Genomic DNA, 24,967 nt, shown 5'->3' on the forward strand with positions numbered 1-24,967 from the left:
CGGGAGTGAGGCACCGCCGCGCGGGTTCCCCGGGCCCCTGGTCGACGCCCACGTCGGCCAGGGGCCCTCGGCCGTTCCGGTGTCAGGGAACGGTGCGCTCGATCGCCGCCCGGCCCAGCTCGGCCAGGTCGCGGCGGGCCCGCTCCAGGTTCTCCGGCGTCACGTCCTGACCCCGGGCCTGCACCAGGTCCTCCGGATCCCAGGGCTGCTCGGCGCCGGTGCGGATGTCGTCCGGGGCGGCGCCGGTACCGGTGCCGGTCGCGCCGGTACCGGCCGCGTACGGGTCACCGATGAGGTTCGGCGACCCGGTGTCGGGCACCGCCCCGTCGGGCTCGGCGAAGACGGGGTTGTCCGGGTCGGTGCCGCCGCTGCGCAACTGGGGCACCGTGCTGTCGTCGTCCACCGCCGCGGCCACCTCGGGGGTCTCCTCCAGCGGCCGCTCGCCACCGCGGTCACGATCGGTCATGCTGCTGCCCTCCTGTCCCTTCCGCCTGATCCCCGTGGCGTACCCGGTGCGGGCCGTGCCATGCGGGCGGCGGGGGTCAGGACTCGTCGCGGTGCGGCTCCGGCGTCTCGGTCGGGCGCAGCCGCAGCCACAGCAGCATCAGCAGGCCGAACACCAGCATCGCCGCGCCGGCCCACAGGTTGATCCGGACGCCCTGCGCCTTGTCGATCTCGGCGGACGTGTCGAACAGCCCCATCAGCCCGACGATCAGCCCGTACACCACGAACAGGCCACCGATGACCCGGCGGATGTCGAAGAGCCGGGCCGCGGCGGAGCGTTCCTCCCGGATGTCCTCGGTCTCGTCGACCAGCGGGTCGTGCGCCTCGCCGCCCTGGTAGTGGCGGTCCGCGTCGTCTGCCATGGCGTGCGTCCTCTCCTCAGAAGACCGGGATGTAGAACAGGGCGGCGAGGATCACGGCGACGACGCCGAGCAGCACCGGGGAGCGGTACCAGGCGGCGTCGCCGGCCAGCGTGTCGTCGGCGAGCGTGGTGTCGCTGAGGCCGTACACGAGCCCGGTCAGCTGGTCGTCGGTCTTCGGCCGGGTCAGCGGGGTGACGATCGCGGCCACCACCGCGACGGTGGCGAAGGCCAGGCCCGCGCCCCAGAAGCTCTCCTCCAGGTCCGAGTTGAAGCTGATCACGCCGCCCTTGTAGAGCAGGTACGTGGCGGTGGCGACGACGGTGCCGGACAGCAGCGACCAGAACCCGGCCAGCGGCGTCATCCGCCGCCAGAACATGCCGATGATGAACGTGCCGAACAGCGGCGCGTTGAACACCGAGAACAGCGCCTGGATGTAGTTCATGATGTTGCTGAACCCGGCCGCGATGAACGCGGTGCCGATGCCGATCACCACGGCGCCGACGGTGGCTAGCCGGCCCACCTTCACGTAGTGCTCGTCCGGCATGTCGCGCCGGAAGTACGCCTGCCAGATGTCGTACGTGAACACGGTGTTGAAGCCGCTGACGTTCGCCGCCATGCCGGCCATGAACGAGGCCACCAGGCCGGTGACCGCGATTCCGAGCACGCCGTTGGGCAGCAGGTCGCGCATGAGCAGCGGGATCGCGTTGTTGTAGACCAGGTCGCCCTCGTCGGCGCCCAGCCCCTTGACGGTGACCAGGGCGATCAGGCCGGGGATCACGGTGACCGCCGGGATCAGCAGCTTCGGGTACGCGGCGATGATCGGCGTACGCCGGGCGGCGCTCATGTTCCGCGCGGACAGGGCGCGCTGCACCTCGGCGAAGTTCGTGGTCCAGTAGCCGAAGGAGAGCACGAAGCCCAGGCCGAAGACGATGCCCAGCCAGTGCGCGCCGAGCGGGTTGTCGGTGCTGCCGGTGCCCTCCCAGGCGTGCAGCCCGGCCTCGCCGAGCCTGGAGTCACGGACCGCGTCCATCAGGCCGCTCACGCCGCCGACCTTGACCAGCCCGATCACCGTGATCGGCACCAGACCGGCGATGATCACGAAGAACTGGAGCACCTCGTTGTAGATGGCGCCGGAGAGCCCGCCGACGGTGATGTACGCCAGCACGATCACCGCACCGACGATGATCGCGAACCAGAGCGGCCAGCCGAGCAGCGCCTGCATGATCAGGGCCAGCGCGTAGAGGTTCACGCCCGCGATGAGCACCTGCGCGACCGCGAAGCTGATCGCGTTGAGCAGGTGGGTGGGGCGGTTGAAGCGCAGCCGCAGATACTCGGGGACGCTGCGGACCTTGGAACCGTAGTAGAACGGCATCATCACGATGCCGAGGAAGACCATCGCCGGTACGGCGCCGATCCAGTAGTAGTGCACGGTCATGATGCCGTACTGGGCGCCGTTGGCGGCCATGCCGATGATCTCCAGCGCGCCCAGGTTCGCCGAGACGAACGCCAGGCCGGTGACCCAGGCGGGCAGGGAGCGGCCGGAGAGGAAGAAGTCCACGCTGGTGCGGATCGCGCGCCGGGCGGCGAAACCGACGCCGAGCACCGTGACGAAGTAGAGCGCCAGGATCAGATAGTCCAGGGCGTTCATGTTCAATCGCAGGCCGCCACCGCCCATGACCGTGCTCCCCTCGTGTGCACCGCTGACCGCACGTACCCCGATTGCGAAGTTTCATACCTGCTGTTCGGTCCGGGCGTGCGGAAGCCCCGGCCGGGTCACCGGCCGGGGCTTCGTGGCGGTTTCTCAGCGGCCCAGTACGCGGTCCAGGAAGTCGCGGTAGCCGCGCACGGCGACCCGGAGCTGCTCGGTGTCGGTGGAGCCGGACTCCTGCCAGGCGCCGAGCCGGGTGCGCTGCTCCCGCAGGGCGGTGGAGAGCGCCTCGATCGCCTCCTCGACCAGCGACTCCGCCTCGCCGACCGCGGCGCGCGGGTCGTCCACGAAGCGGAGCTGCACGTCGCGCCAGCGGTCCCGGAAACCCTGCGCGGCCTCCGGCGCGAACAGCGTCGCCGCGTCGGCGGGTACCGCGCCGGGCGTGGTCCGCTCGCCGCCGGCCAGGCCCGCGCCGGCGGCTGCCGCGCCCGCCGCGGCGGTGGCGATGTCGGTGTCCACCCGGTCGTGCCGCCGGTCGGCGTCGTCGGCCGCGGGGACGGCCTCGGCGTCCGGGTCGACCAGGCCGGGCTCGGCGCTGCCGTACCCGACCGCGCCGTCGGCGACCGCGTCGTCCCGGCGGACGCCGTCGACCACGCGGTCGTCCCGGGCCACGTCGTCGCCGGTTCGGTCGTCCCGGCCGTCGCCGTCGGTGTGCTCGGCGTCCCAGCGGTCGCGGTCGTGCAGGCGGTCCCCGGCCGTCGGGTCGGCCCGCTCGTCGTCCAGCGGGCCGGTACGTCCCGGCGCGCCGTCGCCCGGCGCCGCGGTGTCCTCGTCGCGCGCGTCGCGCTCGTCCTGTGGGCGACCGCCGGCCAGGGCCGAGGCGGCGACCGCGTCGCCCACCGTGGCCGCCCCGAACGCCGTCGGCAGCGGCGCCGGCTCGTGGTACGGGGCCCGCCCGTCGTCGTCGGTCCGGTCGGCCGCGTCGCGCAGCTCCCCGGCGTCGTAGGCGCGGGTCTCGTCGACCTCGGCGTCGCGCCGCTCGTCGGCGACCGCCGGGTCGTCGAAGGTGCCCCGGTCGTTTAGTGCGTCCTCGGGTACGTCGGCCCGGTCGGCGTCGCGCCGGCCGGCGTCGGTGTGCTCACCCGGCTGCGGCACCGGCACCGGTGCGGACCGGACGGCCTCGGGGTGGTCCTGCGTGACCTGCTGTTCCTCCTGGCGCATGGCGGCGGCCTCCTCAGCGGCTCGGGACGTCGTGGTCGTGGTCGGGGTGGCGCTGCTCCGGCTGCTGCGTGGACGTGGGCACCGGCTCCTCGCCGAGCAGGTCGGCGAAGAGGGCGCGGTAGTGCACGAGCGCCTGCCGGAGGTCCTCGGTGCCGGCCTCACCGCGCTCGTTGCGCTGCCGGATCTCGTGGGCGTCGCGGTAGTGGGTGAGGGTGCGGGCGTGCTCGACGGAGAGGTGGGCGATCTGGTCCGAGAAGTCCCCGGTGGGGTATCCGCGCTCGGCGATCAGGCGGCTCACCAGCTCGTCGGCCTCGCCGACGGTCTCCGCGGGGGAGTCGACGAAGCGCACCTGGAGTTCCTCCCAGGCGGCGGCGTAGCGGGCCCGGGACTCCGGGCTCAGCGGGGTCAGCTCCAGCTCGGCGTGCCGGCGCTCGCGTTCCCGCAGCTCACGCTCGGCGGCGCTGCGGCTGTCCTGCTCGGCGACGACCCGGTCGTACTCGGGGCCGAAGCGCTCGCGCAGCGCCCGGCGGCGGCTGGCGACCACGGCGACCGCGACGAGCGCGGCGATGACGGCGACGACGATGACTATGACGACTACCTGGGTGGACGACATGGCTCCTCCTTCGCACGCTGGTATTCCCTCGCGCGGGTGATCGCCAATCCCGTTGTGCCGTACTTTCCGCCCCGGCCGGGAAAAGGCGCGATGTCGCGACCGCCGTCCGGTGCCGGGCCGATGTCCGACTGAGGCCCTCCTGCCCGTCTCGGACCGTAGCGAGAGCCGAGACGGCCGGTAGTGCATCCGCCCCGGATTACGTATCCTGCCCAAGGCGTCCGGGCCGGGGCCCGGCGTCGTGGCCGGCGAACGTGACGGCCGCTGCCGGCGCCACCGAGCGACACCTTCCCGGGCGAGGTCTGATTGAACACCCGTGACTGGCCGATCCGCGCCAAGCTGACCGCGCTGGTCATCGGCCCGGTGACCGGGCTGCTGGCGTTGTGGATCTTCGCCACCACGCTCACCTTCGGGCCCGCGCTCGACCTGCTCTCGGCGCGTACCCTCCTCTACGATCTGGGCCGTCCCGGCGAGGCCGTGGTGGCCGAGCTGCAACGGGAGCGGCGGCTGTCGGTGGTCCAGCTCGCCGGTGACCGCGCCCTCCCCGAGCTGACCGAGCAGCGGGTACGCACCGACGACGCGATCGTCGAGCTGCGCCGCAAGGTCGACGGCGGGGACCTGCGCGACGTCGCCGACGCCCAGCTCGACAACCGGCTCGACCAACTGGTCTCGGCGCTCGACGCGCTGCCCGCCGGGCGCGCCTTCATCGACGACCGGAAGGTCGACCGGGCCGGCGCCGTCGGGCTCTACAGCGGCATGATCGGCTCGGCGTTCCAGGCGTTCGGCGCGATGGCCGCGCTGCCCGACGCGCAGCTCAACCGGGAGGCGACGGCGCTCACCGCGCTGGGCCGGTCCCGGGAGCTGCTCGGCCAGGCCGACGCGCTGCTGGCCGGCGCCGTCACCGCGGGCCGGTACGCCGAGGGCGAGCACGAGCAACTGGTACGCACAGTCGAGAACCAGCGTTTCCTGGCCGAGATCGCGGTCGCCGACCTGCCGCCGGGGGAGCGGACCGCGTACCAGCGGATGACCGAGGGCGCCGGGTTCCTCAAGCTGCGCGCGCTCCAGGACAGCCTGATCCGCTCGTCCGCGCTGCCCGCCCGGTTCGACATGCGGGCGTGGGACACCGGTCACGCCGAGGTCTGGCAGAGCCTGCGCGACTTCGAGCTGCGCGGCGCGGACGCCCTGGCCGAGCGGTCGGTGCCGATGGCCACCCGGATCCTCGTGCAGCTCGCCGCCGCAGGTGTCCTGGGCCTGATCGCGATCGTGGTGTGCGTGCTGGTGGCGCTGCGGGTCGGCCGGTCGCTGGCGCAGCGGCTGACCGGCGTACGCGCCGCCGCGACCGAGGTGGCCGAACGCCGGCTGCCCGACGTGGTCGCGCGGCTGCGCCGGGGCGAGGAGGTCGACGTCGCCCGGGAGGCGCCCGAGCTGGACCACGGCGGCGACGAGATCGGCCAGGTGGCGCGCGCCTTCAACGAGGTGCGCCGGACCGCTGTCCGCGCCGCCGTCGACGAGGTCACGCTGCGCCGGGGCTTCAACGAGGTGATCCTCAACCTCGCCCGGCGCAGCCAGGGGCTGGTGCACCGGCAGCTGGCGCTGCTGGACCGGCTGGAACGGCGGACCGAGGACCCGGACGAGCTGGCCGGGCTGTTCCAGGTCGACCACCTGGCGACACGGCTGCGGCGGCACGCCGAGGACCTGGTCATCCTCGCCGGTGCCGCGCCCGGACGGGGCTGGCGCCGCCCGGTCGCGGCTGTCGACGTGATGCGCGGCGCGATCTCCGAGGTCGAGGCGTACGACCGGGTCGACGTGGGCGAGGTGGCGCCGGCCGGGGTGCTGGGCCGGGCCGTCGGCGACGTGATCCACCTGCTCGCCGAGCTGATCGAGAACGCGACCACGTTCTCCCCGCCCGGCACCCGGGTGGACGTCAGCGGCCGGAGCGTCCCGGGCGGCTACACCATCGAGATCACCGACCGGGGGCTGGGCATGTCCGCGCCGGCCCTGGCCGAGGCCAACCGCAAGCTGGCCGAGCCGCCGGAGTTCGACCCGGCCGGCAGTGCCCGGCTCGGGCTGTTCGTGGTGGCCCGCCTGGCCGCCCGGCACGGCGTACGGGTGGAGCTGCGGCCGTCCCGCCCGGCCGGGATCGTCGCCGCGGTGTTCGTACCGTCGGAACTGATCACCGACGAGCCGCCGGTGGGCGCCGACGCCTCCGCCGGGCCGGAACGGCGGCGCCTGGCCAAGGTGACCCGGCTGACCACTGTGCCCCGGCCGGGGCGGCCGGCCCGGCCGGGCCGGGACCGGTCGGAGAACACAGTCGTCCCGTTGCAGTCGGCCCGCGCCTCGACTGTGGAGCCACCCGCCGACGGCGACGGCCTGCCTCGCCGGATCCGGCGCCGCGGCGCGACCGCGCGACCCCGCGCGGCGGTCGCCGACACCCCGGCCCACCGCACCCCGGAGGAGGCCCGCCGGGCCATGTCCGCGTTGCAGGCCGGCACCGCGCGGGGACGCCGGGACGGCTCGCGCGCCGCCGGAACCGATCCGACCACCCCCACCACCGAACCGCGCGACACCGGTACGCCGTCCACCACCGCGGGGCCGGCCGTTCAGCCCGCCCCGCCGGCGCCGGACCAACGAACCGCGACTGAGAGGGACGCCTAGTGGTGCACACGACGCGGCAGAACGCCGATCTCGACTGGCTGCTCGACGACCTGGTGGAGCGTGTCCCCGCCGCCCGCCAGGCGGTGGTGCTCTCGGCGGACGGGCTCCTGCTCGGCGCCTCCACCGACCAGGACCGCACCGACGCGGAACACCTCTGCGCGCTGGCGTCCGGCTTCTCCGGGCTGGCCAAGGGCGCCACCCGGCACCTGGGCGGCGGCGCGGTCCGCCAGACGGTGGTGGAGATGGAGTCGGCCTACCTGTTCGTGACCGCCGCCGGGCAGGGCGCCTGCCTGGCGGTGGCCAGCGACGCCGACGCCGACATCGGCCTGGTGGCGTACGAGATGGCGATGCTCGTCATCCGGGTCGGGGAGAACCTGGCCGCGCCGAGCCGGGTGGCGGGGGAGCGGACCGATGCGCGCTGAGTCGCCGGGGCCGCAGCACGAGTGGCTGGACGCCGACGCCGGGCCGGTGGTGCGTCCGTACACGCTCACCGGCGGCCGGGTGCGCCCACCCGTCGACGGCTTCGACCTGCTGGCGTTCGTGCTCGCCACCCTTGACGCGGACCCGGCCGGCACGCCCGGTCTGCAGCCGGAGCACCGCCGCCTGATCGAGCTGGCCCGGCGGCCGAAGGCCGTGGCCGACCTCGCCGCCGACCTGGACCTCGCCGTGGGCGTGGTCCGGGTGCTGCTCGGCGACCTTCTCGCCCATGGGCTCGTCGCGGTGCACCGGCCACCGGCCACCGCGTACCTGCCCGACGACAACATCCTCAAGGCGGTGGTCAGTGGACTCCGTGCGCTATGACCGGGAGCCGGGGGCGCCGCGAGTGCCGCTGGCTTTGAAGATCCTCATCGCCGGCGGCTTCGGCGCCGGAAAGACGACGCTGGTCAGCGCGTTGAGTGAGGTCCGGCCGTTGCAGACCGAGGAGGTCCTGACCGGGGCCGGGCTCGGCACCGACGACGTCTCCGGGGTCGAGCAGAAGTCGACGACGACGGTGGCGATGGACTTCGGCCGGATCACCATCAACGACGACCTCCAGGTCTACCTGTTCGGCACCCCGGGCCAGGACCGGTTCTGGTTCCTCTGGGACGAGCTGGCGTTCGGCGCGCTCGGCGCGGTGGTGCTCGCCGACACCCGGCGGCTGGCCGACTGCTTCCCCTCGATCGACTACTTCGAGCAGCGGGGCATCCCGTTCGTGGTGGGCGTCAACTGCTTCGAGGGCTCCCGCCGGTTCGGCCTGGAGGCGGTCCGCGACGCCCTGGACCTCGACCCGGACGTCCCGCTCGTGCTCTGCGACGCCCGGGACCGGCAGTCGGGCAAGCTGGTGCTGATCTCGCTCGTCGAGCACGTGGCGCGGCAGCGCGGCGAGCCGGTGCCGGTGGGCTGAGCCCTCGACGCCCGATCCGTCGGGTCTGGCAGGACTGACCGGGCGCGTCACCGGGAAGCCTCTGGTTGGATCGCAGTCAGGACCGACGAGAGGTGGGAGCGGTGACCGGGCAGGACGAGATCGTCCACATCGGCGGCTACACGGCGGAGACGGGTGGGCGGGCCGAGGGCGTCGTGGCGGCCCGGCGGGACCGGGTGACCGGGGAACTGACCCCGCTGGGCGTCGTGGCGGTCACCCCGTCGCCGTCGTTCCTGGTGCGGCATCCGGCGCTGCCGGTGCTGTACGGGTGCAACGAGCTGCCCGACGGGCTGGTGAGCGCGTTCCGGCTCGCCCCGGACGGCGATCTCACGCCGCTGGGCGTCCGCGAGACAGGTGGCGCGGAGCCGTGCCACCTGGCGGTCGCCCCGGACGGGCGGCACCTGTTCGTGGCGAACTACGGCGGCGGCAGCGTGGCGGTGTTCGGCCTGGACGCCGACGGCGTGCCGGGGGAGCGCACCGACCTGGTCCGGCACTCCGGGCACGGCGCCGACCCGCAGCGGCAGGAGCACGCGCACTGCCACATGGTCTCGCCCGACCCGGCCGGAGGTGGGCTGCTCGCGGTCGACCTGGGCACCGACTCCGTCTACCGGTACGACGTCGACGCGTCCACCGGCCGGCTGGCCGAGCGGGAGCCCCGGCTGCGGACGGCGCCCGGGACCGGTCCCCGGCACCTCGCCCGGCACCCGGACGGGCGGCGCTGCTGGCTCGTCGGTGAGCTGGACGCCACTGTCACCGCGTACGAGCTGACGCCGGACGGGCCCCGTCAGTCGACGCGTGTCGACGCCAGCGGCCGGACCGGCCACGTCCAGCCCTCCGAGGTGGCCGTCGGGCCGGGCGGGCGTTTCCTCTACGTGGGCAACCGCGGCGTGGGCACGATCGCTGTCTTCGCGCTGGACGGCGCCGCGCCGGAGCTGGTGGCCGAGGTCGACACCGGCGGTGAGTGGCCGCGGCACTTCGCGTTCGCCGGTGAGCACCTGTACGTGGCCGACGAGCGGGCCGACATGATCAGGATCTTCCGGGTCGATCCGGACGGCGGGGTGCCCGAGCCGGTGGGGGAGCCGGTGCCGGTGGCGAGCCCGACGTGCGTCCTACCGTGACCGGACGGTTACCAATTGGCGGTCCGAAGTGGATTGACATCACCATAAATGACTGACCAGTAACTTAGCGTATGAGTTAGCTGATCAACTGTTTCTGCTGCGTAACTTTCGTCCGAACGGTTGTGGTGGTAACCCCACGAGGTACGCAAGATGGTCACCGTGTCTGGCCGCCATCGCATGCGTTCTCACCTCCGCGGAGCAGGTGCCGCCGCCGTGGCGGCCGCCCTGGTCGCCGTCGTAGCCGGCTCGTGGTTCGGCTACCAGCAGCTGGCCGGCCCGAACTGTTCGGGCCGGATCGAGCTGTCGGTGGCGACCGCCCCGGAGATCGCCCCCGCGGTGCGCGCCGCCGCCGACCAGTGGGTCGCCGACGGTGCGGCGGTGGGCGGGACCTGCATCGCGGTGAACGTCTCCTCGTCCGAGTCGGTCGAGGTGGCCGCCGCGGTGGCGAGCAAGCACGGCGCCACGCTCGCCGGCGTCGGGCAGGCCAGCGGCACCGCTGTCACCCCCGACGTCTGGGTGCCGGACTCGTCGACCTGGCTGGTCCGGCTCAAGAGCGGCGGGGCCAGCGCGTTCGCGCCGACCAACGGCGCCTCGATCGCCCGTAGCCCGGTCGTGGTGGCGCTGCCCGAGCCGGTGGCCTCGCGCATAGGGTGGCCGGACAAGAAGCTCCGCTGGTCCGACCTGCTGACCCAGGTCACCGCCAGCAAGCCGCTGCGGGCCGGGATCGTCGAGCCGACCCAGGACGCGGCCGGCCTGTCCGGCCTGCTGTCGCTGACCGCCGCAGCCAGCTCCACCGGCGAGTCCGGCTCGCCGAAGGCGCAGGAGGCGATGGTCGGCGCACTGCGGGCGCTGGCGACCAACCGTTCCTCGCTGCGGCAGGACCTCCTCGCGCGGTTCCCGCGCTCGTCCGACCCGACGGCGATCGCCAACGGGCTGGGGGCGGCGGCGCTGTCCGAGGAGGACGTGATCGCCTACAACAGCACCAAGCCGCCGATCCGGCTCGCCGCGCTCTACCTGGAGCCGGCGCCGATCCCGCTGGACTACCCGTTCGCGGTGCTGCCCGGCATCGAGCCGACCAAGGCGTCCGCCGCCCGGGTCCTCTTCGAGGTGCTGCGTACGCCGGGCTTCAAGGACCGGCTCGCCTCGCAGGCGCTGCGCGCACCGGACGGCAACTGGGGCCGGGGCTTCCAGGCGCCGACCGGCGCGCCGAGCCCGGCCAACGGCGGCGCGAGCCAGGTGCCGCCGTCGGGCCAGGGCGGCGCGGCCGACCTCGACCCGGGTGCCATCTCGACCGCGACCACGACCTGGTCGGTGGCCACCCAGTCGGGCCGGATGCTCTGCGTCATCGACGTGTCCGGCTCGATGAAGAAGCCGGTCGCGACCGCCAACGGCGCGAGCCGGGAGCAGGTCACAGTCGCCGCCGCGAGCCAGGGCCTCGGGCTGTTCGACGACTCCTGGTCGATCGGCCTCTGGACGTTCTCCACCAACCTCCAGGGCTCGCAGGACTGGAGCGAACTGGTCGGAATAAAGCCGTTGTCGAGCAACCGGGGGGCGCTGCAGCGCGGCCTCGCCTCGATCAAGCCCTCCAGCGGCGACACCGGCCTGTACGACACCATGCTCGCGGCGTACAAGAAGGTGCAGCAGGACTGGGAGCCGGGCAAGGTCAACTCGATCGTGTTGTTCACCGACGGCAAGAACGAGGACGACAACGGCATCTCGCAGAAGGAGCTGCTGGACCAGCTGAAGAAGCTGAAGGACGACGAGCAGCCGGTCCAGGTCGTCATCATCGGCATCGGCACCGAGGTGAACCGGGCCGAGCTGGAGTCGATCACCAAGGTCACCGGCGGCGGCGCCTTCGTCACCACCGACCCCAGCAAGATCGGCGAGATCTTCCTCCGGGCGATCGCGCTCCGGCCGCCCGCCCCCCGCTGACCTGAAGCTCAGCGCTAGTCTTCCGCCGTACCGGAAATCCGGTACGGCGGAAGGCTTCCCGGGTCAAGGCGCGGGATGAGAACTGACGGTAATGCGTCCGAATCAATCGGTAACCATAATTGTCCAGGCATGATGACCGGGTGCCTCGACCGCGGGCTCCACACCGGAGCCGGGCGGGGACGAGGCGGTCCTGAGCGAAGTGGGGAGGGCCGGTGACCTCGGCGACGCTGTTGACCCCTGCCACGTCGTCGCGACCCGGTGGTGAACGCCCCGGCAAGACGACGCGAGCCGCGGAGCGGGCCTACATCCGGGTCCTGGTGGTGCTGGACACCGCCGTGCTCGCCGTGGCCATCCTGGTCGGTTACCTGGCCCGGTTCGGCGACGAGGAACCGACCGGGTCCGAGATCCCGTACGTGGTGGTCGCCCCGGCGCTCCTGCTGGTCTGGCTCGTCTCGCTCAAGGCGATGCGCTGCTACGACGACCAGGTGCTCGGCTACGGCGCCGACGAGTACCGCCGGGTCAGCGCGGCCAGCATGCGACTCGCCGGCGGCATCGCCATCGCCGGGTACATCGCCGACGTCGGCGTCTCCCGGGGTTTCCTGGCCATCTCCTTCGCGGTCGGCACGATCGGCCTGGAGGTGGCGCGGTTCGCGGCCCGCAAGCGGCTGCACCGGGCCCGCGACCGGGGCGCCGGCTGGTCCCGCAAGGTGCTCGTGGTGGGCGACACCGCGCACGTGCTGGAGCTGGTGCACACGCTGCGCCGGGAGCCGTACGCCGGCTACCAGGTGGTCGGCGCGTGCATCCCGGACGCGCTGCTCGCCCCGGTGCCGCAGCGGCTGGGCGACGTGCCGGTGGTCGGCAGCTTCCGGGGCATCCCGGAGGCCGCCACCGCGATCGGCGCCGACACGGTGGCGGTCACCGCCTCGGGCGAGCTGACCGCGACCCGGTTGCGCCGCCTCGGCTGGCAGCTGGAGGGCACCGGCGTCGACCTGGTGGTGGCGCCGGCGCTCACCGACGTGGCCGGCCCCCGCATCCACACCCGTCCGGTCGCCGGCCTGCCGCTGATCCACGTCGAGGCGCCCGAGTTCCGCGGCGCCCGCAAGCTGGTCAAGGGCTTCGTCGACCGGTCCCTCTCGCTGATCGCCCTGCTCGTCCTGGCGCCGCTGCTGATCGTGATCGCGCTGGCCATCAAGATCGACAGCCGCGGCCCGGTGCTGTTCCGGCAGACCCGGGTCGGCCAGGGCGGCGAGGAGTTCGGCGTCTTCAAGTTCCGCACCATGGTGGTCAACGCCGACGCCCTGCTCGCCGAGCTGGCCGCGCGCAACGAGACCGACGGCCTGATGTTCAAGATGCGCGACGACCCGCGCGTCACCCGGGTCGGCCGGCTGCTGCGCAAGTGGTCGCTGGACGAGCTGCCCCAGCTCGCCAACGTGCTGCTCGGCCAGATGAGCCTGGTCGGTCCGCGCCCGCCGCTGCCGTCCGAGGTGGCCCGCTACGACGGTGACGTGGCACGCCGGCTGCTGGTCAAGCCCGGCATGACCGGCCTCTGGCAGGTCAGCGGCCGGTCGGACCTGAGCTGGGAGGACGGCATCCGGCTGGACCTCTACTACGTGGAGAACTGGTCGCTGGCCGCGGACCTGACCATCCTCTGGAAGACGTTCGGCGCGGTGCTCAACAGCCGCGGCGCGTACTGAGGGGGGCGGGTCAGGGCTGCGGCCCGAGCCAGTCCAGGCAGACCACCACCGCGTCGTCCACCAGGTCACCGGCGACGAAGGCCCGCAGGTCGCCGATCAGCGACCGGACCGCGTCCAGCGGCTCCATCGGGCCGGTCCGGCGCAGGAACCGGTCCAGCGCCACCTCGCCGTAGCGCACCTGCTCGGTGGTGGCGTCGATCACGCCGTCGCTGACCACGAAGAGCCGGTCCTCGCGCTCCAGCCGGAACCGCTGCGGGCGGTAGTCGGTGCCCTCGAACATGCCGAGCGGGAACTGCTTGTCCAGCTCCTGCTCGGTCACCTCACCGGCCCGCAGCCGCAGCAGCCGCGGCGAACCGGCGTCGACCACAGTCATCTCGCCGGTGGCCAGGTCCAGCTCGATCAGGAGCACGGAGACGTGCTGTTCGCCCCGGTGCTGGGCGTAGATCGCCTGGTCGGCCAGCGCCGCCTGGTCGGCCAGGTCGAGCCCGGCCCGGCGCGCGTTGCGCAGCGCGTACGTGGCCAGCGAGGCGAGCAGCGCCGCCGCAACCCCCTCGCCGTAGCCGTTCAGCACCGCCAGCCAGAGCCGGTGACCGTCGTCGGACCAGTCGAAGCTGTCCCCGCGCACCGCGTACGCCGGCTCCAACTGCCCGGCCAGGCTGAACGACGGCCGGATCCGGCTGCGCCCGGGCAGCAGCTCCCACTGCATCTCGGCGGCCAGCGTGAGCCGCCGGCTGCGCCGGGCGGTGCGGTAGATGTCGGTGGTCGCCGTGACCGCGCTCAGCTCGTGCCCGAGCACAGTGGCGATGGTGTCCAGCTCCCGGCGGGCGTGCGGGTCGGCGGGTACCGGCGAGACCTTCAGCACGCCCCGGCGTTCGCCGCGCATGCCCACCGGGAACCAGCCGACGCCGTCGGCGATCACCGGCTCCTGGTGGTCGAAGGCGCGCCAGGCCGGGTGGCCGGGGCCGGTGACCGACGGGCCGTCATCCAGCGGCAGCAGCTCGGCGAGCCGGTAGTCGACCTGGTACAGCTCGGTGCGGGCGACGCCGTACGTGCGCGCCAGCTCGGCGGCGAGCCGGTCCACGATGAGATCCGTCGGCGCCTCGGTCAGGACCCGGCGCGCGCGGCCCTCCGCTCCGCTCATCTTTGCTCCTTTGCACAGGTCGCCGGGCAGATCCGGGGAGTAGTCTCGGGCCACCATGACCGAAGAGCGCAGACCCCGGGAACCTGAAACGAGTATGTCCGCCGCACTGGACGAGGCGGCAGGCACCTTGCTCGCCGTCTGGGAGGCGGCCCGGGAGCGCACCACCAGCCGGCTGTCGAGTGCCCAGCTACGCGCGATCATGGTCGTCGAGCAGTATGACGGCATCAACCTCCGCCGGCTCGCCACCCTCACCGACATGTTGCTCTCCTCCGCCAGCCGGCTGTGCGACCGGCTCGTCGCGGCCGGGATGCTGGAACGCGAGCCGGGCCGCTACGACCGGCGGGAGATCTCGCTGCACCTCACGCCCGCCGCCCTCCGGCTCCTCGCCGAGCTGCGTGCCGACCGGCGGCACCGGCTGGAGCGGATCCTGGCCGGGATGAGCCCGGAGGGCCGGGCCGCGCTGGTACGCGGCATGCGCGAGTTCGACGAGGTGGGCCGGCGAGGCGAGGCCCCGGTGGCGGAGGGCTGGCCGATGCTGCAACCGTCCGGGGAACGGATCGGCGACCCCGCCCGGCCGTCCGGTGAGCCGCCGGTGGCCCGTACCGCCTGACTCAGCCTGAACGGCCGTCCGGCGCGGCTTCGCGGGCGGCCCGCAGCCGGGCCACCACCCGGGGATGCTCGGTGAGCGCCCGTTCCAGCGTGCCGAGCACCTCGTCCAGCAGCGCCCGGCCGCCCCGGGAGGTCAGCGCCTCCTCCTGCCACCCGACGAAGTCGCGCAGCAGCCGGTCGTCGTCCACCCGCACGGCCGCGATCAGCGCGTCCACCAGGTGCGCGATGCCGGCGGCGACCTCCTCGGCGCTCTCCTGCGGCGGGTCCACCGCGGCGAGCGCGAGCCCGACCAGCTCACGCCGCCGGTGCAGTACCGCCACGTACGCGTCGTCGGGCGGGGGCGGCGGCGACCCGGTGTGCGCGGCCGACAACGGCCGTTCCAGCAGCGCCACCGCGTCCCGGGCGCTGGCGCCCCAGCCCGCCGCGCCGATCGCGGTGGCCCACCGGCCGTCCGGGCCGAAGCCGGGACCACCGGCGAGCACCGGCACACCGGCCGCGCGGCTGGCCTCCACCATCCGCGCCGCCCGGACCAGCCGGTTCGGCTGCACGCAGCTCAGCAGCACCGCGTCCGGGCCGGTCTGGTGCAGGTACGAGACCAGATGCCGGGCCGGCACGCTGGCACCGAGGAACGTCACCCGCCAGCCGGCCGCCCGGACCACCTCGGTGACGATGCGGGCGGCCAGCGCGTGCCACTCGCCCTCCACGCAGGCCATCACCACGTGCCCGCGTCGCGGTGGGCCGACCGTCGCGCCCAGCGCGTCCACCACCTGCTCGCTGACGTGAGTGGCGGCGTGCTCCTGGGCGACGCTCCACGAGCCGGTGAGCCAGCGCCGACCGACCTCCCGCTGCGCCACCGCGACCAGGTCGACCAGGACGTCCGCGACCGAGAAGCCGTCCGCCAGCAGGCCGCGCGCCAGCGCCACAGCGCCGGACCGGTCGGCGGCGTCCAGGTGGTCGAGGTACGCGGCGAGCGTCTCCGGCCCGATCCGGCGCCCGGCCGCGGGGGTGGGGCGGTCGGGCGGCGGTGGTGTCACCCGGCCGCCACGGCGAGCATGGCGATGTCGTCGTGGGGTTGCCCGTCCAGCCACTCGTCGACGAGCTGGAGCACCCGGTCCACGAGCGCGGCGGGCGGAAGCCCGGTGCCGGTGGCGAGCGCCTGACGCAACCGGGCGTCGCCGAACATGGCCGGCTCGGTCGGGCCGCCCCGGGCCTCGGTCACCCCGTCGGTGTACGCCAGCAGCAGGTCACCCGGGGCCAGCCGGACCTCGGCGTCGGCGAACCGGGCGTCGGTGAGCGCGCCCACCGGCATGCCGCCCACCCGGATCGTCTCGACGCCGCCGCCGGCACGGACGACGAGCGGAGCGGGGTGCCCGCCACCCGCCACCCGGATCAGCAGCCCGCCGTCCGGCTCACGGCGCAGCGCGCCGAGCAGGAGCGTGGTGAACTGGGCCCGGCGGGCCGCGTCGGGAGCGTCCAGCAGCGCCCGGTTGAGCAGCTCCAGCAGTTCCCGGGGACGTTGCTCGACCAGGCGCAGGGTCTGCAGCGACTGGCGGACCCGGCCGGTCAGCACGGCCGCACCGACGCCCTTGCCGCAGACGTCGCCGAGCGCGAACAGGCCGCCGTCGCCGGTGGGGAACAGGTCGTAGAAGTCGCCGCCGATGCGCAGGCTGTCCCCGGCGGCGCGGTAACCGCCGGCGAGCGTCATCCCGGGCAGGCGGGGCAGCGCCGGCGGGAGCAGGCTGTTCTGGAGCACCCGGGCCAGGTGCGCCTGCTCGCCGTACAGCTCGGCTGCGGCCAGCGCGGCGCCGGCCCGGCCGGCGAACTCCCGGGCCAGGCCGATCTCCCGCTTGTCGAAACCGGGCCGCTCCCGGCGGCGGGCCAGCACCAGCGCGCCGGCCGGGCCGCCCGCGCTGGGCATCGGGCTGATCAACACGGTGCCCGGGCGGCCGAACCCGGCGGGCAGCACCTCGGCCAGGTCGGCCAGCTCGGCGTCCAGCCAGGGACTCGGTTCGGTGAGGTCGCCTTCGAGCGCCTCGACCAGGCCGGGGACGGACTCCACCGTGTGCCAGCCGGCCTGGCCGGTGACCGGGCCGGGATCGCCGGTGGCGTACCGGATCCAGTGCGGCTGGTCCTCGGCGGGCGGAGGCGGGCGGTGCACCACGACTGCCGCGTCGGCCAGGTAGGGCACCGGCAGCGTCACGGCGGTACGCAGCGTCTGCTCGCGGTGCAGGGACAGCCCGAGCCGGCTGCCCGCCTCGGCGAGGAACGCGGTGCGCGACCGTTCGGCCAGCAGCGCGTCGGTGCGCGCGTGTTCCTCGGTGACGTCCCGGACGTACCAGGCGCTGCGGTCGTCGGCCAGGGGACGCCGCAGGCCGCGCAGCCGCCGGCCGTGGTGTTCGGTCTCGAACGCGTCCGATCCGGCGGCGGCCGCGTCGGCCAGCGCCGGTACCCGGCACGCGGCCAGGTCGACGCCGGGCGCCACCTCGGGGAGCAGGTCGGCGGCCATCGCGTTGACGAGCGTCACCACGCCTGCGTGGTCGACCGTCACGACGGCCTCGGCGAGCCCGTCCAGCAGTTCCCGGGCCAGACGGTCGTCAGCCGGTAGCGCGGCCTCGGCAACCCGCCGGGGCCGTCTCCGCGAGGCGTGTCCACCGCCGCTGACCGGCCCCGCGACACCGCCCCGGCGCGCGGCGGTCACCTCCGGTGGCCGGGCGCTTCGGTCGGTCGACCCCTGCGCATGCTGTCGGTGCACCCCTCGCTCGGCGGACTTGTTGCCCGGCGGCAAGCGTACCGAGCGCAGGCACGGAATGCCCGTCGAGGATCATCCCGGCTCAGGTGGTCCGGGCCAGCCAGCCCACCGGCCGGTCGACGATCCGGCGGACCACCGACCCGGCGCCGCCGACCGCCGCGGACTGCGCGCCGAGCACCGCCGGCCGCACAGTGACCGGCGCCCACCCGGCGGTGAGCACCCGGCGGGAGACCTCCGCCTCCACAGTCGGCCGCAGCCAGGGCGCGAGCCGGGCGTATCCGCCCCCGAGCACCACCGTGTCCAGGTCCAGCAGGTTCACCACGCCCGCCACCGCCACCCCGAGGGCGGTGCCGGCGTCGGTCAGGGCGGTCAGCGTGGCCGGGTCACCGGCCTCGGCCAGGTCGGCGAGCCGGGTGGCGGCGGTGTCAGCCGGCAGTTCCGCGCCGGGCAGCCCGGCGGCGGCCAGGATCGCCTCCTGGCCCGCGTACCGCTCCAGGCAGCCCTGGCCGCCGCAGCGGCACGGCCGCCCCTGCGGCTGCACCGGGAAGTGACCGATCTCTCCGCTCCAGCCGCGCGCGCCCCGGTAGAGCGCGCCGTCGAGCACGATCCCGGCGCCGATGCCGATCTCGCCGGTGACGTGCAGGAAGCTGCGCGGGCCGGGCGGGCCGGCGTACAGCTCGCCGAGCGCGGCCAGGTTCGCCTCGTTGTCGACCACCAGCGGCGGCACCCCGTCGACCGGCTCGGCCAGCGGGTGCCCGGCCAGCAGCGCCGGCACGTCCACGTCCCGCCAGCCCAGGTTCGGCGCGAGCCGGACCAGGCCGCCGTCGCCCACCAGGCCCGGCACGGCGAGCGCCGCGCCGGCCAGTGTCAGCCCGTCGCGTACGGCGGCAGCGCGCGCCTCGGCGGCGAGCGCGGCGAGCCGGGCGAGCGCGTCGGCGGGGGAGACCGGGCGCAGGTCGGCGCGGCGGACCAGGTGGTGCCGGACCGTGCCGGTCAGGTCGACGACGCAGGCCGCCAGGTAGTCGACGTTCACCTCCAGGCCGAGCCCGGCCGGGCCGTCGGAGGCGAGCACCAGGCCCCGGGCGGGACGGCCCGCACCGGTACGCGGCTCCGGCTCCGCCTCGGCGACCAGCCGGCCGGCGATCAGGTCGTCCACGACGGCGGAGACGGTGGCCCGGGTCAGGCCGGTGTCGGCGGCGATCCCGGCGCGCGAGGGCGGCCGGTCGGCGGCGGCGATCCGCCGCAGCACCACTGCGAGGTTCAACTCGCGCAGGCTGCCCTGCCGGACCGCCCCGGCGGTGCTGGCGCTTGTCACCTCTTGACACTGCCACATCGCCGCCATTTAATTCAACCGCTGAACAAATCGCGGACGACACCACCACCTGGAGGTCTGCCATGGCACCCCGCCCCACCCCCGCGGACAAGTTCTCCTTCGGTCTCTGGACGGTGGGCTGGCCGGCCCGTGACCCGTTCGGTGACGCCACCCGGCCCGAGCTGGACGCCGTCGAGGCGGTGCACCGGCTCGCCGAGCTGGGCGCGTACGGCATCACCTTCCACGACGACGACCTGGTCCCGTTCGGCGCGGACGCCGCCACCCGCGACGCCGGGCTGAGCCGCTTCCGCAAGGCCCTCGACGAGACCGGCCTGGTCGTGCCGATGGTCACCACCAACCTGTTCAACCACCCGGTGTTCAAGGACGGCGGCTTCACCAGCAACGACCGCGACGTCCGCCGGTACGCGCTGCGCAAGGTGCTGCGCAACATCGACCTGGCCGCCGAGATGGGCGCGAAGACGTTCGTCATGTGGGGCGGCCGGGAGGGCGCCGAGTACGACGTGGCGAAGGACGTCCAGGCCGCGCTGGACCGCTACCGCGAAGCCGTCGACCTGCTCTGCGAGTACGTCGTCGACAACGGCTACGACCTGCGCTTCGCCCTGGAGCCCAAGCCGAACGAGCCGCGCGGCGACATCCTGCTGCCCACGGTCGGCCACGCGCTCGGGTTCATCTCCACGCTGGCCCGCCCGGAGATGGTCGGGCTCAACCCGGAGGTCGGGCACGAGCAGATGGCCGGGCTGAACTTCGCCCACGGCATCGCCCAGGCGCTCTGGCAGGGCAAGCTGTTCCACATCGACCTGAACGGCCAGCGCGGCATCAAGTACGACCAGGACCTGGTCTTCGGCCACGGCGACCTGCTCAACGCGTTCGCCCTGGTCGACCTGCTGGAGCACGGCGGCCCGAACGGCGGCCCGGCCTACGACGGCCCGCGCCACTTCGACTACAAGCCGTCCCGCACCGAGGACATGACCGGCGTGTGGGCCTCCGCCGAGGCGAACATGCGGACGTACCTGCTGCTCAAGGAGCGGGCCGCGGCGTTCCGCGCCGACCCGGAGGTGGTCGAGGCGCTCGCCGCCGCCCGGGTGGCCGAGCTGGCCACCCCGACGCTCAACCCCGGTGAGGGCTACCGCGAGCTGCTGGCCGACCGGACCGCGTTCGAGGAGTTCGACCCGGAGGCCGCCGGGGCGAAGGGTTTCGGCTTCGTCCGGCTCAACCAGCTCGCCGTCGAGCACGTGCTCGGCGCGCGCTGAGGCGGGCCGCCATGCCGCTCGTCGCGGGGGTCGACTCGTCGACCCAGTCCTGCAAGGTGGTCGTCCGGGACGCGGAGACCGGCGCGCTGGTCCGGCAGGGCCGCGCGCCGCACCCGCCCGGCACCGAGGTCGACCCGTACGCCTGGTGGGAGGCCCTGCAGGCGGCGGTCGCCGAGGCCGGTGGCCTGGGCGACGTGGCCGCCATCTCGGTCGGCGGCCAGCAGCACGGCATGGTCTGCCTGGACACCTCCGGTGAGGTGGTCCGCCCGGCGCTGCTGTGGAACGACATCCGCTCCGCCGACGCGGCCCGGGAACTGGTCGAGGAGGCCGGCGGCGGGGAGACCGGCCGCCGGTTCTGGGCCGAGGCGACCGGCGCGGTGCCGGTGGCCAGCTTCACCGCGACGAAGCTGCGCTGGCTGGCCCGGCACGAGCCGGACAACGCCGACCGGGTCGCCGCCGTCTGCCTGCCGCACGACTGGCTCACCTGGCGGCTCGCAGGCGCGCCCGGGCTGGACGCGCTGCGTACCGACCGGGGCGACGCCAGCGGCACCGGCTACTGGTCGCCGCGTACCGGCGAGTACCGGCTGGACCTGCTGGAGCGGGCCTTCGGCCGGCGCCCGAAGGTGCCGGTCGTGCTCGGCCCCGCCGAGGTGGCCGGGCACCTCGACCCGGCCGTGTTCGGCGGCGGTTCGGCGTCCGGCGCGGCCGGTCCGTCCGGAGGCCCGGTGCTCCTCGGGCCGGGGACCGGGGACAACGCCGCCGCGGCGCTCGGCGCCGGGGCCGGTCCGGGCGACGTGGTCGTCTCGATCGGCACCTCCGGCACCGTCTTCGCGGTGGCGGACACGCCGGCCGCCGACTCCACCGGCGCGGTGGCCGGGTTCGCCGACGCCACCGGCCGGTACCTGCCGCTCGTGTGCACGCTCAACGCCGCCCGGGTGCTGGACGCCGCCGCGACGCTGCTCGGCGTCGACCTCGACCGGCTCGGCGAGCTGGCCCTGTCCGCCCCGCCCGGCGCGGACGGGCTGGTGCTGGTGCCGTACCTGGAAGGGGAGCGGACGCCGGACCGGCCGCACGCCACCGGCGAGCTGAAGGGCCTGACGCTGCACACCTCGACCCCGGCGCACCTGGCCCGGGCCGCGGTGGAGGGCATGCTCTGCGGGCTGGCCGACGGCCTGGACGCGCTCATCGCACAGGGTGCCCGCGCCGACCGGATCATCCTGGTCGGCGGCGGCGCCCGGTCCGAGGCGGTGCGCCGGATCGCGCCGCAGGTCTTCGGCCGCCCGGTGGTGGTGCCGCCGCCGGGCGAGTACGTGGCCGACGGCGCGGCCCGGCAGGCCGCCTGGGTGGCGCTCGGCGGCGACACCCCGCCCGCCTGGTCGATCGGCGACACCGAGGAGTACACCGGCGAGGCGGTGCCCGCCATCCGCGAGCGCTACGCCCACGCCCGGGGGTAAGGAAGGGCCCCTTCTTAACGCCTGCGGTAGAGGAGGGGCCCCTTCTTAACACGCGCGGCGGCCGGGGGCGGTGTCCCGGATCCGGCCCGCACCTGATTGGCTGCCCTGCATGAAGGGCACGAGGATCTCCCGGCGCGGGAACACGCCACACCGGTTCTACAGCGTCGTGGTCTTCGTGGTGCTCGCCTCGCTGGACAACGTGGCGATCGGCCTGGTGCCTCCGCTGTACGGGCCGATCTCCACCGCCCTCGACGTACCCCAGCGGATGCTCGGCCTGGTCACCGCCGTCAGCTTCCTGGTCAGCGCGGTGGCGGCGGTGGCCTGGGCCTACGTGGGGGACCGCACCAACCGCAAGCCGCTGCTCATGGTCGGCACGCTGCTCTGGGCGGCCGGCACCGCGGGCAGCGCGCTCGCCGGGGGGTACGCGACGTTCCTGGTCGCGCAGTTCGTCGGCGCGGTCGGGCTCGGCGCGGTGGGCTCGGTCGGCTTCTCGGTGGTCACGGACCTGATCTCACCGCGCCGCCGGGGCCTGGTGATGAGCTTCTGGGGGCTGTCCCAGGGCGTCGGCACGCTGGCCGGGACGCTGCTCGGCGGCGTGCTCGGCGCTACCGACTGGCGGCGGCCGTTCCTGCTGCTGACCGGCGTGGGCCTGGCCGCCACAGTGGCGTACCTGTTCACCTACGACATCCGGCGCGGGCAGAGCGAACCGGAGCTGGCCGGGGCGATCGACGCCGGGAACGAGTACGACTACCGGATCAGCCGTGCCGACCTGCCCCGGATCCTGGCCCGCCGGACCAACCGCTGGCTGATCATGCAGGGGCTGACCGCCCAGGCCGCGTTCGGCTCGCTGGTATGGCTGCCGGTGCTGTTCAGCCAGCGGGCCGAGGCGCAGGGCTACTCACCGGCCACAGCCGTGGTGGTGGGCAGCGTCTTCGCCACCCTGTTCCAGCTCGGCGGCGTGCTGTCCATCGTGGGCGGGCTGGTGGGCGACGCGCTGCAACGGCGTACGCCCAGCGGCCGGGCCATGGTCGCGGCCGTCGGCATCCTCGCGGCGCTGCCGTTCTACCTGGTCCTGTTCTTCGTGCCGATCCGCATCGACGTGCCCGACGGCGCCGGTTCCGGCGCGGTGGTGACGGCCGTGCTGTCCAGCGTGCTGACCGAGCCGTCGGTGGGGCTGAGCCTGCTCACCGCCGTGGTGGCGCTGGCGCTGACGTCGGCGAACTCGCCGAACTGGTTCGCCCTGATCGCCGACGTCAACCCGCCCGAGCACCGGGGCACCGTCTACAGCCTGGGCAACCTGGTCAACGGCGTCGGCCGGGCGGCGGGCAACGGGCTGGTCGGCGTGGCGTTCGCCGGGCTGCGGGCGGCCTTCCCGCCGCCGCTGAACTACGCGGTCGGGCTGGCCGCGTTCCAGCTCTTCTTCATCCCGACCGGGATCATGTACTGGCTGGCCGCGCGGACGTCGCCGCGGGACATCGCGCAGGTGTACGACCTGCTGCACGCCCGCGCCGAGCGCCTGGAGGAAGGAAGGGCCCCTTCTTAACGGTGAGTGTTAAGAAGGGGCCCCTGCTCTACCGGAGGCGTTAAGAAGGGGCCCTTCCTTACACCCGGAACCAGACCGTGACGTCCGTGGGGACCGCGGCGGTGTCCAGCGGCGCGCTCGACACCAGCACCTGCGCGCCGGCCGGCAACGGCGCCGGGTCGGCACCGAAGTTGGTCAGCACGGTGAGGTCGCCGTTGGTGAACGTGAGCACCTCGTCGCCGGAGGTCAGGAACCGCAGCGGGCCCCGGGCCAGCGCGTGCTCGCGGCGCAGCCGCAGCGCGGTCCGGTACAGCTCGTACGTCGAGCCGGGCACGCCGCGCTGCCGGTCCAGCGCGTACTCGGCCCACACCGGCGGCTGGGGCAGCCAGCTCGCGTCCGTCGGCCCGAAGCCGTACGACGGGGCGTCGGCCTCCCACGGGATCGGCACCCGGCAGCCGTCCCGGCCGCGCTCGGTGTGCCCGCTGCGCTTCCAGGTCGGGTCCTGGCGGGCCTCGTCGGGCAGCGTGGTGTGCTCCGGCAGCCCCAGTTCCTCACCCTGGTAGAGGTAGGCGGAGCCGGGCAGCGCGAGCATCAGCAGGCTGGCCGCCCGGGCCCGGCGCAGGCCCAGCGCGGCGTCCGGCTGCGGGTCGTCCACGCCGACGCCGTTGGCCCGGCCGCCGGCGGTGCCGAGCCCGAGCCGGGAGGCGTGCCGGACCACGTCGTGGTTGGACAGCACCCAGGTGGTGGGCGCGCCGACGGAGTCGGTGGCCTCCAGCGAGCGGGTGATCACCGCGTACTGGGCCGGCGCGGTCCACGCGGCCAGCAGGTATTCGAAGTTGAAGGCCTGGTGCATCTCGTCCGGGCGCACGTACCGGGCCAGGCGCTCGGCCGGCTCCACCCACGCCTCGGCGACCAGGATCCGCTCACCGGGGTACGAGTCGAGCACCCGCCGCCACTCCCGGTAGATCTCGTGCACGCCGTCCTGGTCCCACATCGGCGGGCGCGGCTTGTCCACCTCGCTGCCGGAGAGGATCTCCTGCGGCTCCTGCCAGTCGGCCAGGTCGGCCTGCTTGATCAGGCCGTGCGCCACGTCCACCCGGAAGCCGTCCACGCCCCGGTCCAGCCAGAAGCGCAGCACGTCGAGGAACTCCTCGCGCACCTCCGGGTTGTCCCAGTTGAGGTCGGGCTGGCCGGAGTCGAACAGGTGCAGGTACCACTGCCCGTCCGGCAGCCGCGTCCAGGCGGGGCCGCCGAACACGCTCACCCAGTCGTTCGGCGCCTCGGCGCCGTCCGGGCCCCTGCCGTCGCGGATGACGTAGCGCTGCCGTTCCGGGCTGCCCGGCGCGGCGGCGACTGCCGCTTCGAACCAGCGGTGCGCGGACGACGTGTGGTTGGGCACCAGGTCGACGATCACCCGCAGCCCGCGGGCCTTCGCCTCGGCGATCAGCTTGTCGGCGTCGGCGAGCGTGCCGAACAGCGGGTCGACGTCGCGGTAGTCGGACACGTCGTACCCGGCGTCGGCCTGCGGGGACGGGTAGAACGGGGACAGCCAGAGCGCGTCGACTCCCAGCTCGGCGAGGTGGTCGAGCCGGGACGTGATGCCCGGCAGGTCGCCGATCCCGTCGCCGTCGGAGTCGGCGAACGAGCGCGGGTAGACCTGGTAGATGACCGCCTCGGTCCACCAGCCGGTGCCCGGGGCCTGCTGCGTCGCGTCGGTGTTCAGCGCCTTACTCCTGTCTGGGTGGTGCGGGACGAGCGAGTTC

Annotated in this window: 21 protein-coding genes; 11 read left to right on the top strand and 10 right to left on the bottom strand. The window is 74.3% G+C overall.

Features of this window, described 5'->3' with window-relative positions:
• Positions 1–82 precede the first annotated feature (82 nt).
• The 5 genes from FHX31_RS03640 to FHX31_RS03660 form a co-directional block, all read right to left on the bottom strand.
• The gene (locus FHX31_RS03640; RefSeq protein ID WP_123110071.1) at positions 83–466 is read right to left on the bottom strand and encodes a hypothetical protein; all 384 of its coding nucleotides are present in this window, start codon (positions 464–466) and stop codon (positions 83–85) included.
• Positions 467–542: 76 nt separating this feature from the next.
• Positions 543–866: a hypothetical protein gene (locus tag FHX31_RS03645; protein WP_123110070.1), complete on the bottom strand. Its 324-nt coding sequence runs from the start codon at positions 864–866 to the stop codon at positions 543–545.
• Between the two features lie 16 nt (positions 867–882).
• Positions 883–2,541: a sodium:solute symporter family protein gene (locus tag FHX31_RS03650; RefSeq protein ID WP_184975087.1), complete on the bottom strand. Its 1,659-nt coding sequence runs from the start codon at positions 2,539–2,541 to the stop codon at positions 883–885.
• Between the two features lie 126 nt (positions 2,542–2,667).
• Complete coding sequence (locus FHX31_RS03655) at positions 2,668–3,735, bottom strand: hypothetical protein (protein WP_184975090.1); 1,068 nt, start codon at positions 3,733–3,735, stop codon at positions 2,668–2,670.
• Positions 3,736–3,748: 13 nt separating this feature from the next.
• Positions 3,749–4,348, bottom strand: coding sequence for a hypothetical protein (locus FHX31_RS03660; RefSeq protein ID WP_013288183.1), 600 nt, complete (start codon positions 4,346–4,348; stop codon positions 3,749–3,751).
• A gap of 303 nt (positions 4,349–4,651) precedes the next feature.
• Between FHX31_RS03660 and FHX31_RS03665 the strand changes: the two genes are divergently transcribed.
• The 7 genes from FHX31_RS03665 to FHX31_RS03695 all read left to right on the top strand — a co-directional run bounded on the left by FHX31_RS03665 (position 4,652) and on the right by FHX31_RS03695 (position 13,146).
• Positions 4,652–7,000, top strand: coding sequence for a sensor histidine kinase (locus tag FHX31_RS03665; protein WP_013288182.1), 2,349 nt, complete (start codon positions 4,652–4,654; stop codon positions 6,998–7,000).
• Positions 7,000–7,422 (top strand): roadblock/LC7 domain-containing protein, encoded by a 423-nt coding sequence (locus FHX31_RS03670; protein ID WP_013288181.1) that lies wholly within the window; start codon positions 7,000–7,002, stop codon positions 7,420–7,422. The genes FHX31_RS03665 and FHX31_RS03670 overlap by 1 nt, the downstream gene beginning before the upstream one ends.
• Complete coding sequence (locus FHX31_RS03675; RefSeq protein ID WP_184975093.1) at positions 7,412–7,801, top strand: DUF742 domain-containing protein; 390 nt, start codon at positions 7,412–7,414, stop codon at positions 7,799–7,801. The genes FHX31_RS03670 and FHX31_RS03675 overlap by 11 nt, the downstream gene beginning before the upstream one ends.
• Positions 7,782–8,384: a GTP-binding protein gene (locus tag FHX31_RS03680; RefSeq protein WP_013288179.1), complete on the top strand. Its 603-nt coding sequence runs from the start codon at positions 7,782–7,784 to the stop codon at positions 8,382–8,384. Before FHX31_RS03675 ends, FHX31_RS03680 begins: the two co-directional genes overlap by 20 nt.
• A 101-nt stretch (positions 8,385–8,485) precedes the next feature.
• Complete coding sequence (locus tag FHX31_RS03685) at positions 8,486–9,520, top strand: lactonase family protein (protein WP_184975096.1); 1,035 nt, start codon at positions 8,486–8,488, stop codon at positions 9,518–9,520.
• A gap of 177 nt (positions 9,521–9,697) precedes the next feature.
• The gene (locus FHX31_RS03690) at positions 9,698–11,452 is read left to right on the top strand and encodes a substrate-binding domain-containing protein (RefSeq protein WP_184975099.1); all 1,755 of its coding nucleotides are present in this window, start codon (positions 9,698–9,700) and stop codon (positions 11,450–11,452) included.
• A gap of 212 nt (positions 11,453–11,664) precedes the next feature.
• The gene (locus tag FHX31_RS03695; RefSeq protein WP_013288176.1) at positions 11,665–13,146 is read left to right on the top strand and encodes a sugar transferase; all 1,482 of its coding nucleotides are present in this window, start codon (positions 11,665–11,667) and stop codon (positions 13,144–13,146) included.
• A gap of 10 nt (positions 13,147–13,156) precedes the next feature.
• Here FHX31_RS03695 and FHX31_RS03700 read toward each other — a convergent pair whose 3' ends face one another.
• Positions 13,157–14,287, bottom strand: coding sequence for a PP2C family protein-serine/threonine phosphatase (locus FHX31_RS03700; RefSeq protein WP_013288175.1), 1,131 nt, complete (start codon positions 14,285–14,287; stop codon positions 13,157–13,159).
• A 94-nt stretch (positions 14,288–14,381) separates the two neighbouring features.
• Between FHX31_RS03700 and FHX31_RS03705 the strand changes: the two genes are divergently transcribed.
• A complete protein-coding gene (locus FHX31_RS03705) occupies positions 14,382–14,897 on the top strand; it encodes a MarR family winged helix-turn-helix transcriptional regulator (RefSeq protein WP_013288174.1) in 516 nt (171 codons plus the stop codon).
• A 1-nt stretch (position 14,898) separates the two neighbouring features.
• Here FHX31_RS03705 and FHX31_RS03710 read toward each other — a convergent pair whose 3' ends face one another.
• The 3 genes from FHX31_RS03710 to FHX31_RS03720 form a co-directional block, all read right to left on the bottom strand.
• Positions 14,899–15,930 carry a cobalamin B12-binding domain-containing protein gene (locus FHX31_RS03710; RefSeq protein ID WP_013475410.1) on the bottom strand — a complete coding sequence of 344 codons (1,032 nt, stop codon included), beginning with the start codon at positions 15,928–15,930 and terminating at the stop codon, positions 14,899–14,901.
• On the bottom strand, positions 15,927–17,594 hold the full coding sequence (locus tag FHX31_RS03715; protein ID WP_486481650.1) for a PP2C family protein-serine/threonine phosphatase: 1,668 nt from the start codon (positions 17,592–17,594) through the stop codon (positions 15,927–15,929). The genes FHX31_RS03710 and FHX31_RS03715 overlap by 4 nt, the downstream gene beginning before the upstream one ends.
• 133 nt (positions 17,595–17,727) lie before the next feature.
• The gene (locus tag FHX31_RS03720) at positions 17,728–18,987 is read right to left on the bottom strand and encodes an ROK family protein (RefSeq protein ID WP_013288171.1); all 1,260 of its coding nucleotides are present in this window, start codon (positions 18,985–18,987) and stop codon (positions 17,728–17,730) included.
• A 53-nt stretch (positions 18,988–19,040) separates the two neighbouring features.
• Between FHX31_RS03720 and xylA the strand changes: the two genes are divergently transcribed.
• The 3 genes from xylA (at position 19,041) to FHX31_RS03735 (ending at position 23,225) form a co-directional block, all read left to right on the top strand.
• A complete protein-coding gene (gene xylA / locus FHX31_RS03725) occupies positions 19,041–20,228 on the top strand; it encodes a xylose isomerase (protein ID WP_184975101.1) in 1,188 nt (395 codons plus the stop codon).
• Positions 20,229–20,239: 11 nt separating this feature from the next.
• Positions 20,240–21,682: a xylulokinase gene (xylB, locus tag FHX31_RS03730; RefSeq protein ID WP_184975103.1), complete on the top strand. Its 1,443-nt coding sequence runs from the start codon at positions 20,240–20,242 to the stop codon at positions 21,680–21,682.
• Positions 21,683–21,791: 109 nt separating this feature from the next.
• Positions 21,792–23,225: an MFS transporter gene (locus FHX31_RS03735; RefSeq protein WP_184975107.1), complete on the top strand. Its 1,434-nt coding sequence runs from the start codon at positions 21,792–21,794 to the stop codon at positions 23,223–23,225.
• Between the two features lie 58 nt (positions 23,226–23,283).
• On the opposite strand, the gene FHX31_RS03740 is transcribed toward FHX31_RS03735, so the two are convergent.
• Entirely contained in the window at positions 23,284–24,927 is a 1,644-nt protein-coding gene (locus FHX31_RS03740; protein ID WP_013475415.1) for a glycoside hydrolase family 13 protein, read from the bottom strand.
• Positions 24,928–24,967 lie beyond the last annotated feature (40 nt).

The sequence above is a fragment of the Micromonospora sp. CNZ286 genome (genome assembly GCF_014207755.1).